Here is a 14156-nt window from a genome sequence, read left to right on the forward strand (position 1 = left end):
GCCGATGCGCGTAGCCGTTTACCAATGTCCACCGCTGCCACTGGACCCCGCCGTCAACCTGCAGCGCCTGCATCAGGTAGCGATGGAGGCCAAGGGCGCCGACTTGCTGGTGCTGCCGGAGATGTTCATGACCGGCTACAACATCGGCGCCGAAGCGGTCAGCACGCTGGCCGAAGTCTACAACGGTGAATGGGCGCAGCAGATCGGCCGGATTGCCAAGGCTGCGGGTCTGGCGATCGTTTACGGTTACCCGGAGCGCACCGCCGACGGGCAGATCTACAACGCCGTGCAACTGATCGACGCCCATGGCGAGCGCCTGTGCAATTACCGCAAGTCACACCTGTTCGGCGACCTCGACCGGTCGATGTTCAGCCCCGGTGACTCCGACTTGCCGGTGGTTGAATTGAACGGCTGGAAGCTCGGCTTCCTGATCTGCTACGACCTGGAGTTCCCGGAAAACGCGCGGCGCCTGGCCTTGGCCGGCGCCGAGCTGATTGTGGTGCCGACGGCGAACATGATTCCGTTCGATTTCGTCGCCGATGTCACCGTGCGCGCCCGCGCTTTCGAAAACCAGTGCTACGTGGCTTACGCCAATTACTGCGGGCATGAAGGCGAGATTCAGTACTGCGGGCAAAGCAGCATCGCCGCGCCGGACGGTAGCCAAATCGCGCTGGCAGGTCTGGACGAAGCGTTGATCGTCGGTGAGCTGGACCGCCAACGGATGAACGACTCACGCCAGGCCAACCGCTATCTCAGCGATCGCCGTCCAGAGCTTTACGGCGCGCTCAACCGCCGCTAATCCGCTAGCATGGGCACTTCACTGTTCTGGAAGTGCCCATGCCTGCGCCGACTCATCCCCGCCCCCACCCTGAAACCCTGGCCAACGGCCTGCGCGTGACCCTGCGCCACGTGCCCGGTCTCAAGCGCAGCGCTGCCGCGTTGCGCGTGGCGGCCGGCAGTCACGACGTGCCGTTGGCATGGCCGGGGTTGGCGCATTTTCTTGAGCACTTGTTGTTTCTCGGTACCGAGCGCTTTCCCACAGACGAAGGGCTGATGGCCTACGTGCAACTTCACGGCGGGCAGGTGAATGCCAGCACCCGCGAGCGCACTACGGATTTTTTCTTCGAGTTGCCTGTGTCGGCCTTCAGCGCGGGGCTCGAGCGTCTGTCAGACATGCTCGCCCGGCCACGTATGAATCTGGACGATCAACTGCGTGAACGGGAGGTGCTGCAGGCGGAATTTGTCGCCTGGTCGCAGGATCCGACAGCGCAACAGCAGTTTGCCTTGTACGAAGGTTTACCAGCGCAGCACCCGTTGCGCGGTTTTCATGCGGGCAATCGGGACAGTTTGCAGGTCGAATCGCCTGGGTTTCAGTCGGCGCTGAAAGATTTCCGTCAGCGATTTTATCGAACCGGACAAATGAGCCTGAGTCTGGTTGGGCCGCAGAGTATCGATGAGCTGCGCGAGTTGGCGCTGCAATTTGCAGCGATGTTGCCGGTTGGCGATAACGTTGCCCAGGCGGCGCCGCCACCGCTGACAGTGAAAAGTTATCAACAGGTCGGCGCTCGCGCGAACCTGTTATTTGCTTTCGACGCTTTGCCCGAGTCATCCACCGAGGCGATGGCCTTTCTCTGCCATTGGTTGAACAGCGCCAAATCCGGTGGATTGCTCGCGCATTTGCGACAACAAAAACTGGCCGATGATTTGAAAGCCACGCCGATCTATCAGTTCGCCGGCCAAGCGCTGCTGCATCTTCAATTCAATGCCGCTGGCAACCGGCTAGATGCCATTCACGAACAACTGCTGGACTGGCTGAGCTTCTTCGCCCGCCAGGACTGGACACCATTACGTGAGGAATACGCCGCCCTGCTTCAGCGCCAGCAGCAAGTCCGCGGCGCGTTGCAACTGGCGCGACTCGACGTCGAGCAGCATGCATCCGGCCTGTCCGAATCGGCTGCCGCCGCCCTTGAGCGCATCCTGCAGGAAATCGGCGTTGTGGATAACTTCAGCGATCAGTGGCGCCTGCCCGCAGCCAATCCTTTCTTGCGCGTCAGTGAACCGCTGGCCAACGCCGGTCTGATTCGCGGCCAGAGCAGCGCCCACCGTGGCCTGCGCACCTTCGCCCAGGATCGCTCGCGCAGTCGTCGCGAGCGATCGCCGATGCAGTTCAGCCAGGCGCTGCCGGACAACAGCGATGAGGGCGCGATTTACCTGCGCTGGCAGGTCGAGGCGGCAGCCAGCGTCGATCTGCGTTCAAGATTACAGCGCAGTCTGCAGCAAACCCGGCAAGACGCGTCCGAAGCCGGCGTGGAGTTGTCTATCGGCGCCGCAGGTAACCAATGCCTGCTTAAAATGACCGGACTTCAGGAACCGATGCCCAGCGTCCTCGAGCATGCGCTGAAATGTCTGACGATGATCGACGCCGATTCGCCGCGCGACGAGGTGCAGATACCGTCGATGCCGATCCGCCAACTACTCGAAGCGTTGCCAGAGAAATCCCTGCCCACGATTGAAACCAGCGATGACGCCCATCAGCTGTGGACAACTTCGCGCTGGGACGGCCTCGCTCTAGGGCTAAATCAACAGACCCAATCAGCCATGGGCCTGGCGCTGAGCCGCATTCCCGGCACACCGGACAATCAGCTACCGGTGACACCGATCACCCAAGCCCAGTACCACTGGAGCCAGATCAACACGGCCTCCAGCGAACACGCCTTGCTGCTGGTCTGCCCGACTGCCAGCCGCGACATCGCTGATGAAGCTGCATGGCGCCTTCTGGCTCAGGTGTGCCAGACGCCTTTTTACCAGCGCCTGCGTGTCGAATTGCAATTGGGGTACGCCGTGTTCAGCGCGCTGCGTCAGTTGCATGGCAGGACTGCGATTGTCTTTGGCGTGCAATCGCCGACGACTGCGGCGGGCAAGTTGCTCGAATACATGCATGAGTTTTTCAATGGCATTCCCGCGTTGATCGAAACGCTCGATGACGCAAGCCTCAAGCAACAGCGCCAAAGCCTCGCCGATCAGTTCGACGATGCCACACTGTCCAGCAGCGATGCTGCCGAGCTGCTGTGGCAAGGCAAACTTGCCGGCCATTCGTCGGATTACCGTGAGCAGTTGGTCGCGGCGATCCAGCAGCTGAATCGTCAGGCTTTGCTGGCCGCTGCGCAGCGTCTGATCAATGCCGAGGGCGGCTGGCACTGCCTGGCCAATGAATCGATGCCGGACGCGCCGTGGCAAGCGACAAACTGATCATTACCGAGGCTGCAAGGAGCTTTCTCAAAGATTCACGGGTCACGCCGTTGAAATTTTGAGTAACATAGCCGCCTAACTAATTGGAACATCACCGCGCTGACGTGGACTATAACTATGGATAGCGCTATCCCAACCCTCAGAAGGAGACATCTCATGGCCTGGACCAAACCTGCTTACACCGACCTGCGTATCGGCTTCGAAGTCACCATGTACTTCGCCAGCCGCTGAGTTCTGCCTACGCAGAATCGCAGTGCAACGCCTCGGCTCGCCGAGGCGTTTTATTTTCCGCGTTGAAATGATGGAGCGTTCATGTTCGTCCAGATTCTGGGTTCGGCCGCCGGTGGCGGTTTTCCGCAGTGGAACTGCAACTGCGTCAACTGCGCAGGCTTTCGCGACGGCAGCCTGAATGCCAAGGCCCGCACCCAATCGTCCATCGCCATTTCCGATGACGGCGTGAACTGGGTGCTGTGCAATGCCTCGCCGGACATCCGCGCGCAACTGCAAAGCTTCGCCCCGATGCAACCGGGCCGGGCCCTGCGCGACACCGGCATCAGCGCGATCATCCTGATGGACAGCCAGATCGACCACACCACCGGCCTGCTCAGCCTGCGCGAAGGCTGCCCGCATCAGGTCTGGTGCACGGACATGGTTCACGAAGACCTGAGCACCGGTTTTCCCCTGTTCAAGATGCTCACCCACTGGAATGGCGGGCTGGACTGGAACCGTATCGAGCTCGACCAGAGCTTCACCGTAGCGGCCTGCCCGAACCTGCGTTTCACCCCGCTGCCATTGCGCAGCGCCGCGCCGCCGTATTCGCCGCACCGTTTCGATCCGCATCCGGGCGACAACATCGGTTTGATCGTTGAAGACCTCAACACCGGCGGCAAGCTGTTCTACGCGCCGGGGCTGGGCAAGGTCGATGCGCCGCTGCTGGAAATCATGGCGGGCAGCGATTGCCTGCTGGTCGACGGCACGCTGTGGGATGACGATGAAATGCAGCGCCGTGGCGTCGGCACCCGTACCGGTCGCGAGATGGGCCATCTGGCGCAGAACGGCCCCGGCGGCATGCTGGAAGTGCTGGAGCAGTTGCCCGAGCAGCGCAAGGTACTTATCCACATCAACAACACCAACCCGATCCTCGACGAGGATTCCCCGGAGCGTGCGGAGCTGGTGCGGCGTAATGTTGAAGTGGCGTTTGATGGCATGAGTATCGTGCTTTAAGCAATCGAGACCGCTGCGCGGTCTATCGCGAGCAGGCTCGCTCCCACATTGGAATGCGATCAACTGTGGGAGCGAGCCTGCTCGCGAAGAGGCCAGCACAGACACCAGAGATTTCCAGGGTTGTTCCCGGAGAACAGACATGACCGACACCCCGCTGTCCCCCACCGAATTCGAAGCGGCCCTGCGCGCCAAAGGCGCCTATTACCACATCTACCACCCGTACCACGTGGCGATGTACGAGGGCCGTGCGACCCGCGAGCAGATTCAGGGCTGGGTCGCCAACCGCTTCTACTATCAGGTGAACATCCCCCTGAAAGACGCGGCGATCCTCGCCAACTGCCCGGATCGGGAAATCCGTCGCGAGTGGATTCAGCGCTTGCTCGACCACGACGGCGCACCCGGTGAAGATGGCGGCATCGAAGCCTGGCTGCGTCTGGGCCAGGCTGTTGGCCTCGACCCGGAGCAATTGCGCTCCCAGGAACTGGTGCTGCCCGGCGTGCGTTTCGCTGTCGATGCATACGTCAACTTCGCCCGTCGCGCCAGTTGGCAGGAAGCCGCCAGCAGCTCGCTGACCGAATTGTTCGCGCCGCAGATCCACCAGTCGCGCCTCGACAGCTGGCCGCAGCATTATCCGTGGATCGACCCGGCCGGTTACGAATACTTCCGCACCCGCCTCGGTCAGGCGCGGCGTGACGTCGAGCATGGGCTGGCGATCACCCTTGAGCATTACAAGACCCGCGAAGGCCAGGAGCGCATGCTGGAAATTCTCCAGTTCAAACTGGACATTCTTTGGAGCATGCTCGATGCCATGAGCATGGCCTATGAACTGAACCGTCCGCCGTATCACAGCGTGACCGAACAACGGGTCTGGCATAAAGGAATCACCTTATGAATTTCGACCGCAGCAAAGTGCCGAGCTGGCGCCCGGGCTATCGCTTCCAGTACGAACCGGCGCAAAAGGGCCATGTGTTGCTGTACCCGGAAGGCATGATCAAGCTCAACGAAACGGCCGCGCTGATTGGCGACCTGATTGACGGTGAGCGCGATGTCGCGGCGATCATTGCCAGACTCGAAGAGCAGTTCCCCGGCGTGCCCGAGCTTGGTGACGACATCGAGCAATTCATGGAGGTTGCCCGTGCACAGCACTGGATCGAACTTGCCTGATTCGTCCGTGCAAGTCCCGCCAAAACCTGAAGTCGGCCTGCCGCTGTGGCTGCTCGCCGAGCTGACCTACCGCTGCCCGCTGCAATGCCCGTACTGCTCCAATCCGCTGGATTTCGCCGAGCAGGGCAAAGAGCTGACCACCGAACAATGGATCAAGGTGTTCCGCGAAGCGCGGGAGATGGGCGCGGCGCAATTGGGCTTTTCCGGCGGCGAACCGCTGGTGCGCCAGGACTTGGCCGAACTGATCCGTGAAGCGCGGCAGTTGGGTTTCTACACCAACCTGATCACCTCCGGCATTGGCCTGACCGAGCAGAAAATCAGCGACTTCAAAAAAGCCGGGCTCGATCACATCCAGATCAGTTTTCAGGCCAGCGACGAGCAAGTGAACAACCTGCTCGCCGGCTCGAAAAAAGCCTTTGCGCAGAAGCTGGAAATGGCTCGTGCGGTGAAGGCCCACGGCTACCCGATGGTGCTGAACTTCGTCACCCATCGGCACAACATCGACAAGATCGACCGCATTATCGAACTGTGCATTGCGCTGGAGGCTGACTTCGTCGAACTCGCCACTTGCCAGTTCTACGGCTGGGCGCAGCTCAACCGTGTCGGTCTGTTGCCGACCAAGGAACAACTGGTGCGCGCCGAACGCATCACCAACGAATACCGCGCCAGACTGGAAGCCGAAGGGCATCCATGCAAGCTGATTTTCGTTACCCCGGACTACTACGAAGAACGCCCGAAAGCCTGCATGAACGGCTGGGGCAGCATCTTCCTGACCGTCACCCCGGACGGCACCGCCCTGCCCTGCCATGGTGCCCGCCAGATGCCGGTGCAGTTTCCCAACGTGCGCGATCACAGCATGCAACACATCTGGTACGACTCGTTCGGCTTCAACCGTTTTCGCGGTTACGACTGGATGCCCGAGCCGTGCCGCTCTTGCGATGAGAAAGAAAAAGACTTCGGCGGCTGCCGCTGCCAGGCGTTCATGCTCACCGGCGATGCCAGTAATGCCGACCCGGTGTGCAGCAAGTCCGAACATCACGGCGTGATCCTCAAGGCCCGCGAAGAAGCCGAGACCGCCACTCAAACCATCGAACAATTGGCCTTTCGCAATGAACGAAACTCACGCCTCATCGCCAAGGGCTGAGCCTTTCAGCGCCGCCCAAGCCGTCGCCGCCGGAACCGACTTCGCCGAACTGCAGCTCGGCGCCCATGGCGTGTTCTGGAATGAATACCGCCCCGAGGATGCCGCGTGCCGAATCTGGCATTGGCGCGATGGCGCAGCGAAACGTCTGACGCCGGACGGCTTCAGCGTGCGTAGCCGCGTGTACGAATATGGCGGTGGTGCGTTTTGTCTGACGCCTGACGGGGTGGTTTTCGTCAATGAAGCGGATCAGCAGATGTATCGGCAGGCGCTGGATGGCGAGCCGGTCGCGCTGACATCGACTGACTGCCGCTACGGCGATCTGCAATTCGCCGCTGGCCGGGTGTTGGCGGTCGAAGAGCAGCAGGATCGACATCGCCTGGTGGCGATCGATCTGGCGAGCGGTACGCGCAAGGTGCTGGCCGAAGGTGCTGATTTCTACGCGTCGCCAACGCTGAGCCCGGACGGCCAGCGGTTGGCATGGATCGAGTGGAGCCGACCGTATCAGCCGTGGACCTCGACGCGGTTGATGATTGCGGAAGGTGATTTTTCTGCGCCTCGTTGTGTTGCCGGCGAGCAGATTGAGGAGTCGATCCAGCAGCCGCGTTTCGACGCCGACGGCCGGCTCTACTGCCTGACAGATCGTGGCGGCTACTGGCAGCCGTGGGTCGAAACGACCGATGGCTTGCACGCGCTACCGAGTGCCGAGGCCGATCACGCGCCTGCGCCCTGGCAACTGGGCGGCTGCACTTGGCTGCCTGTCGGTGATCAATTCTTAGCCAGCTGGAGCGAGGATGGTTTCGGTCGCCTGGCCCTTGGAGTTGAAGATTTCGGCGGTGACTACAGCCGCTTCCGCCACTTGGCGATGGATCAACAATTCATCTATTGCATCGCTGCATCGCCGACCAGCCCGTCGGCAGTGATCGCCATTGATCGTGTCTCGCATGCAGCGAAAATCTTCGCTGGCGGCGTGGCTCCATTGCCCGCCGAACGCATCAGCCGTCCGCAGACCTTGCGTTATCCGAGCGGCTCCGGCGAGGCGCACGGCTTCTTCTACCCGGCCATGAGCGGTGAAGCGAAACCGCCGCTGGTGGTGTTCATCCACGGCGGCCCGACGTCGGCGTGCTATCCGATCCTCGATCCGCGTATCCAGTACTGGACGCAGCGCGGCTTTGCCGTCGCCGACCTCAACTATCGCGGCAGCAGTGGCTATGGTCGCGAATATCGTCAAGCGCTGCATTTGCGCTGGGGCGAGGTGGATGTCGAGGATGCCTGCGCGGTGGTGAGTTATCTCGCTGACCAAGGTTTGATCGATGGTGACCGCGCGTTCATTCGCGGTGGCAGCGCGGGCGGGTACACGACACTGTGCGCACTGGCGTTCAGGCAGGTTTTCCGCGCGGGCGCCAGCCTCTACGGCGTCAGCGATCCGGTGGCTTTGGCACGGGCCACGCACAAGTTCGAGGGCGATTATCTGGACTGGCTGATCGGCGATCCCGAGCGAGATGCCGAACGCTATGCCTCACGCACGCCATTGCTGCACGCAGACAACATTCGCGTGCCGGTGATTTTCTTCCAGGGTGAACTGGACGCGGTGGTCGTGCCGCAACAGACCCGCGACATGGTCGCGGCGCTGGAGCACAACGGCATCCCGGTCGAAGCGCATTACTACCCTGACGAACGCCACGGCTTTCGTCGCGCGGCTAACCAGGCGCATGCGCTGGAGCGGGAGTGGACGTTTTATCGGCGGGTGATGGGGCTGGTTGACTGAAAACCGTGTCGTCCCATTCGCGAGCAGGCTCGCTCCCACATTGGATCTGCGTCATTCACAAATCCCCTGTGGGAGCGAGCCTGCTCGCGAAAGCTATCTAATAGACGCTACCGGACTCAACGCTTGGCGATGATATACACCGCATGCACGATCCCCGGAATGTAGCCGCACAACGTCAGCAGAATGTTCAGCCAGAACGCCCCGCCAAACCCGACCTGCAGAAACACGCCCAGTGGCGGCAACAGAATAGCGATGATGATGCGAATGAAATCCATGGGGCAGCTCCTGAATGGGGGTTGGCTCCTTGAGCCATACAAGCTAATCGACCTGCGCCGTTCGTCAGGGTTCAGTGCAATAGCTGCGTCAGGCTCAAGCGAGAATTTTCAACCCATGTTTTTGTACGATGCTCAGTAGTTTGAGCGCCATACCGCTGGGATGTTTGTCACCCGATTCCCATTGCTTGACCGTGGATGCACTGGTGTTGAGATAGCGTGCAAACACCGGCTGGCTGACCTTGTTACGCTCGCGTAGCGCCTTGATCTCCTCAGCCGGGATCGCTAAGGGAACCGATGCCAGACAGGAGTCATCGAATTCTCGCATCGTTGCTTTGTTGATTGCTCCGACAGCAAGCAACGCCCCGACTGATTCGTGTATCGATTCAAAGACTTCACTTTTGAATTTCTTACTCATGACATATCTCCACAAACTCCTTCATCGCCAACAAGTCGCTGATCTGCTCTTCGGTCAGTTGCGCATAAACCTTTGCCAATTTACGTAAATCCTTCAATTCTGTTGGCGTGATATTGCTTTGATCCTGCTTGGCGAAAAGCACTTGGTAGATCCAGTAATGTCCACCTTTTGCCAAAACAATCGAACGGTGGCGGTTCGCCTTCAAGCGCTTCTTCCACACGCCTCCGCCAAGATCGTCCGCCTGTCCCTGAAGCATCTGGTGAAACGCCTCCTGCAACTCTTCATCTGTGATCCACGCCCTGCTGGCCTGGAGGGCGAAGCGTTTGGTCTTGAACAACCTCAATGGCATAGGTATCCCTTCCAAAAACATACCACCCAGTGGTACAGATCGCAAAACGGCTTTTTCGGTGATACTGATCAGGCCGTGGCCGCATCCCTTGCTGGCATTCTCTAAAAGACCATCCGCGGTACGATCCCTCAAGCTCTAAATCCCGTCTGTAAAACCCGGCCACAAAAAAACGCCCCACGCCAAAAGAATCAGGCGTGGGGCGTGCGTTATACCGCGAGACGGTTCGGGTAATCGGTTGGAGTAACTCAGCTCAGACGGCAATGCCCTTGCGGCATTGCAACTGGGCGGTGCGCACTCGCGAGAAGGCGCGGCCCAGGCGCAGCAGCATTTCGTCGATGTTGGCTTTGCCGACAGTGAGGGCCGGGGTGAAGCGCAGGCAGTCAGGCTGCGCGGCGTTCAATATCAGGCCTTCGTGAAGTGCGGCGTGAACGACGGCGTCGGCGCATTCGTCGGACAGCGTCAACCCGTAAAACAGGCCTTGGCCGCGCAACTCGCCGTGACCGTAGCGGTGCGCCAGTCGCGCCAGGCCTTCGCGCAGGTGCTGGCCGTTGTCGTTGACCTGCTGAAAGAAGCTGCGGTCATGGATGCTGTCGAGCACTACCAGACCGGCCGCCGTGATCAAGGCGTTGCCGTGATGGGTGCCGCTCAGCTCGCCAGTGGCGAAGCAGCAGGCCTTGCCTCGCGCCACCAAGGCCGACAGCGGCAAGCCGCCGCCAAGGCCTTTGCCGAGCACGACGATATCGGCGCGAATTCCGTAGGACTGTTCGGCAAGCAAGCTGCCGCAACGGCCGATGCCGGTCTGCACTTCGTCGAGAATCAGCAGAATGCCTAGGTCACGACACAGTCGCTCGACGCCTTTGAGGTAGTGCTCGGTCGCGGGAATAACCCCGGCATCGCTCTGGATCGGCTCTAGCATGATTGCCACGGTCTGCGCATCAACCGCCGCATGCAGCGCCGGCAGGTCGTTGAATGGCACTTGATCGACCGTCGCCAGACTGCGGCCATGGCAACCCTGCTGCGCCACGATGATCCGCGAAGCGCCACCGCGATGCAGTTGCCCCCATTTGCGCGCCAGTTTGATCGCCGCCTCACAAGCCTCGCTGCCACTGTTGAGCAGGTATGCCTGATCGCTGGACGTGCTGGCGCACAAACGTTCGGCGAGGCTGAGCATGCCGCGATTATGCAGATTGCAGCCGGGATTGATCAGCGCCTGGGCCTGATTGGCGATGGCTTTGACCAGCGCCGTGGGGCTGTGGCCAAGGCTGTTGGCGCCGCCGGCCTGGGAAAAGTCGAGGTAGGCGCGATCGTTGCTGTCCCACAGCCATGAACCCTGGCCGCGAACGAACACTTGATGCGGCCGCTCGACACTGGGCATCAGGCGTTGGGCATTGAGATGGTCGGTCATAGCAGATGGCCCCGCCTCGAAGCAGAGGTCATCCAGACTCGGCGTCTGGCGCCGCAAACTGAACAGATTCATGCGGAAAAACCTCGCTTGAGGTTTTTTGAACTGCCTATGTAATCAGGAACGAAGCAAATGGAATTCGTCACGCTTTCTGGCCCTGCAAGCCTTGTGAATGCGGTTAGACTAGGCGCGCAAACCGCTTCAGGCCATTTCGATTTTTCAGCCATTTCGATAAGCGCTACTTATGGATTTCAAACAACTGCGTTATTTCGTCGCGGTCTACGAAGAAGGCCATGTCGGCCGTGCGGCTGAGCGCTTGTCGATCTCGCAACCGGCGCTGTCGCAACAGATCCGTCAGCTGGAGCAGAATCTCGACGTCACCCTGTTCGAACGCAGCAGTAAACGCCTGCTGCCGACCCTCGCTGCGCACACGCTGTACAACCACGCGTTGCCGCTGCTCGATGGCTTGCAGCGGGCGCGCGAGGCGTTGGGTAATTTCAAGGGGCAGGCGTTGCGCACCCTGGCGATCGGTGTGCTGCAAACGGTGCACACCAGCCTTGTGCCGCAAATGCTCGAGCGTGTGCGCAAGGCGCAGCCGCATCTGGTGGTGCAGATCTATGAACTGACAGGGCTGGAAATCGAACGGCGCTTGCTCAACGGTTCGCTGGACATCGGTATCAGCTATCTGCCGCCGCGCCAACCCGGTCTGCACGGGGTGTTGCTGTATGAAGACGAACTGACGCTGGTGATCCCGGCAGACCATCCCTTGCGCGAGTTCAAGAAGGTCTCGATGCGCCAGGCTGCTGAGCTGCCCATGTTGCTGCTCGGCGAAGAGTTCCAGATCCGGCAGATCTGGCAGGCACAACTGACCAGCCTCGGACGACGCCCGCAGGTGCAGGCCGAGCTGAACACTATGCTGGGGATTCTCGACAGCCTGCCGCATACCCGTCTGGCGACGGTGCTGCCGGGACGTTCGCAAAAGGAATACGACGATGCCGATCTGCTGTGGAAACCGCTGAGCGAACCACGGGTGCCGTTGAAAGTTGGCCTGGTGTGCCGCGATGTACAGCGCCAGCAGGCCTCGCTGGCACTGCTGCGGACATTGCTTGAAGAGGTAATCGATCGCGAAATGAAGCCGCCTCTCGATCCGCTTGCCTGAAACTTTTCTTCAGGCAAAAGAAAACCCCGCCGAAGCGGGGCTTTGCAGACTGTTTCCCTGACATCCATTTCACTCCGCCACCCTGGCAGAATCCTACGTGTCCGTGTTGTTTACTTTGCGCTTCCTGCGCGACGTCCATGAAATGTAGATTAGCCGTGGATCCAATATACGGATATGGGAGAACAGCAGCACGTCACGTAAGCAAATGCTTACATGACGTCTACGGGATCAAAACTGCGCCGCATCCAGCAGGAACAGCGACTCGCTACCGGCCTTGACCGACGCGCTCAACGAGTGGATACGCGGCAGCAAACGGGCGAAATAGAAGCGTGCGGTGCCCAGCTTGCTCGCATAGAAATCATCTTGCGCTTCCTTGCCCAGCGAGGCTTTGGCCATCAACGCCCACATGTAGGCGTAAGCGGTGTATCCGAACGCTTGCAAATATTCGACCGAGGCCGCGCCGATTTCGTTCGGATTGTTTTTCGCCCGGTCCAGCAGCCACGCGGTCAGCTCGTCGAGGGTGTCGACGGCATCGTTCAACGGCTTGGTGAACTCGCCCAGATCAGCACTGGCGGTAGCGGTGAAATGGCGGATCTCGTCAGCGAACAACCGGTAGAACGCGCCGCCACTGCCAACGATCTTGCGCCCGACCAGGTCCAGCGCCTGAATACCGTTGGTGCCTTCGTAGATCTGGGTGATGCGCACATCACGCACCAATTGCTCCTGGCCCCACTCGCGGATGTAGCCGTGGCCACCAAAAATCTGCTGGCCGTGGACGGTGGTTTCCAGACCCAGGTCGGTCAGGAACGCTTTCGCTACCGGCGTCAGCAACGCCACTAGATCTTCCGCGCGTTTGCGGGTAGTCGCGTCTTCGCTGAACTTGGCGGTGTCCAGTTGCATCGCCACATACGTGGAGAACGCACGGCCGCCTTCGTTCGAGGCTTTCATGGTCAGCAGCATGCGTCGCACGTCCGGGTGGACGATGATCGGGTCAGCAACTTTGTCCTTGTTCTGCGCGCCGGTCGGCGAACGGCTCTGCAGACGATCGCGCGCATATTCAACAGCGTTCTGATAAGAGCGCTCGCCGGTGGCCAGGCCCTGAATGCCAACGCCCAGGCGCTCGTAGTTCATCATGGTGAACATCGCCGCCAGGCCTTTGTTCGGCTCGCCGACCAGATAGCCTACGGCTTCGTCGAAATTCATCACGCAGGTCGCCGAAGCCTGGATGCCCATCTTGTGTTCGATCGAACCGCAGTTGGCCGGGTTGCGCGCGCCGAGGCTGCCGTCGGCATTGACCATGAACTTTGGCACCAGGAACAGCGAAATGCCTTTCGGACCGGCCGGGGCGTCCGGCAGCTTGGCCAGTACCAGGTGAATGATGTTTTCGGTGAGGTCGTGCTCGCCGCCGGTGATGAAGATCTTGGTGCCGCTGACCCTGTAGGAACCGTCAGCCTGAGGTTCGGCTTTGGTGCGGATGATGCCCAGGTCGGTGCCGGCGTGCGGCTCGGTCAGGCACATGGAACCGGCCCAGATGCCGGCGTACATGTTCGGCAGGTACGCAGCTTTCAGTTCTTCACTGGCGTGGGCGTTGATCGACAGGCAGGCGCCGGCGGTCAGCATCGGGTACAGACCGAACGCCAGGCTGGCGGAGTTGACCATTTCTTCGACCTGCGCCGACACGGCTTTGGGCATGCCCATGCCGCCGTAGGCCGGATCACCGCCGACGCCGACCCAACCGCCTTCGGCATAAGTCTGATAGGCCTGTGGGAAACCGGCCGGCGTGGTGACGGCACCGTCCGCCCAATGGCAACCTTCCTCGTCAGCGGCACGGCTCAGCGGCGCGATGCTTTTGCTGGTGACCTTGCCGGCCTCTTCGAGAATCGCTTCAACGGTTTCGGCATCGACGGTCTCGGCCAGCGCCGGCAGCTCGGCCCAGAGTTTGGCGACTTCGAACACTTCATTGAGGACGAAGCGCATATCGCGCAGCGGCGCTTTGTAGTCAGCCATGGC

At 60.6% G+C, this 14156-nt stretch carries 14 protein-coding genes; 9 read left to right on the plus strand and 5 right to left on the minus strand.

The features are described 5' to 3' along the window. Positions 1 to 4: 4 nt before the first annotated feature. From PspCFBP13508_RS08775 to PspCFBP13508_RS08810, 8 genes are all read left to right on the plus strand, one after another. Positions 5 to 799: a carbon-nitrogen hydrolase family protein gene (locus PspCFBP13508_RS08775; protein ID WP_137214228.1), complete on the plus strand. Its 795-nt coding sequence runs from the start codon at positions 5 to 7 to the stop codon at positions 797 to 799. Positions 800 to 837: 38 nt separating this feature from the next. Next, positions 838 to 3249, plus strand: a complete 2412-nt coding sequence (gene pqqF, locus PspCFBP13508_RS08780) for a pyrroloquinoline quinone biosynthesis protein PqqF (RefSeq protein ID WP_137214229.1) — start codon at positions 838 to 840, stop codon at positions 3247 to 3249. A gap of 156 nt (positions 3250 to 3405) precedes the next feature. Continuing rightward, complete coding sequence (gene pqqA, locus PspCFBP13508_RS08785) at positions 3406 to 3480, plus strand: pyrroloquinoline quinone precursor peptide PqqA (RefSeq protein ID WP_003444522.1); 75 nt, start codon at positions 3406 to 3408, stop codon at positions 3478 to 3480. 81 nt (positions 3481 to 3561) lie between these two features. Then, complete coding sequence (gene pqqB, locus PspCFBP13508_RS08790; RefSeq protein WP_073476540.1) at positions 3562 to 4473, plus strand: pyrroloquinoline quinone biosynthesis protein PqqB; 912 nt, start codon at positions 3562 to 3564, stop codon at positions 4471 to 4473. A gap of 139 nt (positions 4474 to 4612) precedes the next feature. After that, positions 4613 to 5365, plus strand: a complete 753-nt coding sequence (gene pqqC, locus PspCFBP13508_RS08795) for a pyrroloquinoline-quinone synthase PqqC (RefSeq protein WP_137214230.1) — start codon at positions 4613 to 4615, stop codon at positions 5363 to 5365. Then, the gene (gene pqqD, locus PspCFBP13508_RS08800; protein WP_137214231.1) at positions 5362 to 5637 is read left to right on the plus strand and encodes a pyrroloquinoline quinone biosynthesis peptide chaperone PqqD; all 276 of its coding nucleotides are present in this window, start codon (positions 5362 to 5364) and stop codon (positions 5635 to 5637) included. The genes pqqC and pqqD overlap by 4 nt, the downstream gene beginning before the upstream one ends. Continuing rightward, the gene (pqqE, locus tag PspCFBP13508_RS08805; protein WP_137214232.1) at positions 5609 to 6781 is read left to right on the plus strand and encodes a pyrroloquinoline quinone biosynthesis protein PqqE; all 1173 of its coding nucleotides are present in this window, start codon (positions 5609 to 5611) and stop codon (positions 6779 to 6781) included. Before pqqD ends, pqqE begins: the two co-directional genes overlap by 29 nt. Beyond that, positions 6747 to 8546, plus strand: coding sequence for a S9 family peptidase (locus PspCFBP13508_RS08810; protein ID WP_137214233.1), 1800 nt, complete (start codon positions 6747 to 6749; stop codon positions 8544 to 8546). Before pqqE ends, PspCFBP13508_RS08810 begins: the two co-directional genes overlap by 35 nt. A gap of 116 nt (positions 8547 to 8662) precedes the next feature. On the opposite strand, the gene PspCFBP13508_RS08815 is transcribed toward PspCFBP13508_RS08810, so the two are convergent. From PspCFBP13508_RS08815 to PspCFBP13508_RS08830, 4 genes are all read right to left on the minus strand, one after another. Next, positions 8663 to 8821 (minus strand): YqaE/Pmp3 family membrane protein, encoded by a 159-nt coding sequence (locus PspCFBP13508_RS08815; RefSeq protein ID WP_003228885.1) that lies wholly within the window; start codon positions 8819 to 8821, stop codon positions 8663 to 8665. A gap of 94 nt (positions 8822 to 8915) precedes the next feature. Further along, the gene (locus tag PspCFBP13508_RS08820) at positions 8916 to 9236 is read right to left on the minus strand and encodes a DNA-binding transcriptional regulator (protein ID WP_137214234.1); all 321 of its coding nucleotides are present in this window, start codon (positions 9234 to 9236) and stop codon (positions 8916 to 8918) included. Beyond that, entirely contained in the window at positions 9229 to 9585 is a 357-nt protein-coding gene (locus PspCFBP13508_RS08825; RefSeq protein WP_039757680.1) for a type II toxin-antitoxin system RelE/ParE family toxin, read from the minus strand. The genes PspCFBP13508_RS08820 and PspCFBP13508_RS08825 overlap by 8 nt, the downstream gene beginning before the upstream one ends. Positions 9586 to 9835: 250 nt before the next feature. Further along, the gene (locus PspCFBP13508_RS08830; RefSeq protein WP_137214235.1) at positions 9836 to 11062 is read right to left on the minus strand and encodes an aminotransferase class III-fold pyridoxal phosphate-dependent enzyme; all 1227 of its coding nucleotides are present in this window, start codon (positions 11060 to 11062) and stop codon (positions 9836 to 9838) included. Between the two features lie 169 nt (positions 11063 to 11231). Between PspCFBP13508_RS08830 and PspCFBP13508_RS08835 the strand changes: the two genes are divergently transcribed. Continuing rightward, entirely contained in the window at positions 11232 to 12146 is a 915-nt protein-coding gene (locus PspCFBP13508_RS08835) for a LysR family transcriptional regulator (protein ID WP_130911402.1), read from the plus strand. 228 nt (positions 12147 to 12374) lie between these two features. On the opposite strand, the gene PspCFBP13508_RS08840 is transcribed toward PspCFBP13508_RS08835, so the two are convergent. Continuing rightward, complete coding sequence (locus tag PspCFBP13508_RS08840; protein ID WP_137214236.1) at positions 12375 to 14153, minus strand: acyl-CoA dehydrogenase C-terminal domain-containing protein; 1779 nt, start codon at positions 14151 to 14153, stop codon at positions 12375 to 12377. Positions 14154 to 14156 lie beyond the last annotated feature (3 nt).

This window comes from Pseudomonas sp. CFBP13508 (assembly GCF_005233515.1).
GTDB classification, from domain to species: domain Bacteria; phylum Pseudomonadota; class Gammaproteobacteria; order Pseudomonadales; family Pseudomonadaceae; genus Aquipseudomonas; species Aquipseudomonas mercuritolerans.

Bases quoted from the DNA above. Each gene is read 5' to 3' on its own strand.
- PspCFBP13508_RS08815 (WP_003228885.1), bottom strand. From the start codon at position 8,821: ATGGATTTCATTCGCATCATCATCGCTATTCTGTTGCCGCCACTGGGC.
- PspCFBP13508_RS08840 (WP_137214236.1), bottom strand. From the start codon at position 14,153: ATGGCTGACTACAAAGCGCCGCTGCGCGATATGCGCTTCGTCCTCAAT.
- PspCFBP13508_RS08835 (WP_130911402.1), top strand. From the start codon at position 11,232: ATGGATTTCAAACAACTGCGTTATTTCGTCGCGGTCTACGAAGAAGGC.
- PspCFBP13508_RS08820 (WP_137214234.1), bottom strand. From the start codon at position 9,236: ATGAGTAAGAAATTCAAAAGTGAAGTCTTTGAATCGATACACGAATCA.
- PspCFBP13508_RS08775 (WP_137214228.1), top strand. From the start codon at position 5: ATGCGCGTAGCCGTTTACCAATGTCCACCGCTGCCACTGGACCCCGCC.
- PspCFBP13508_RS08830 (WP_137214235.1), bottom strand. From the start codon at position 11,062: ATGAATCTGTTCAGTTTGCGGCGCCAGACGCCGAGTCTGGATGACCTC.
- pqqD (WP_137214231.1), top strand. From the start codon at position 5,362: ATGAATTTCGACCGCAGCAAAGTGCCGAGCTGGCGCCCGGGCTATCGC.
- PspCFBP13508_RS08810 (WP_137214233.1), top strand. From the start codon at position 6,747: ATGAACGAAACTCACGCCTCATCGCCAAGGGCTGAGCCTTTCAGCGCC.
- pqqB (WP_073476540.1), top strand. From the start codon at position 3,562: ATGTTCGTCCAGATTCTGGGTTCGGCCGCCGGTGGCGGTTTTCCGCAG.
- pqqC (WP_137214230.1), top strand. From the start codon at position 4,613: ATGACCGACACCCCGCTGTCCCCCACCGAATTCGAAGCGGCCCTGCGC.
- pqqF (WP_137214229.1), top strand. From the start codon at position 838: ATGCCTGCGCCGACTCATCCCCGCCCCCACCCTGAAACCCTGGCCAAC.
- PspCFBP13508_RS08825 (WP_039757680.1), bottom strand. From the start codon at position 9,585: ATGCCATTGAGGTTGTTCAAGACCAAACGCTTCGCCCTCCAGGCCAGC.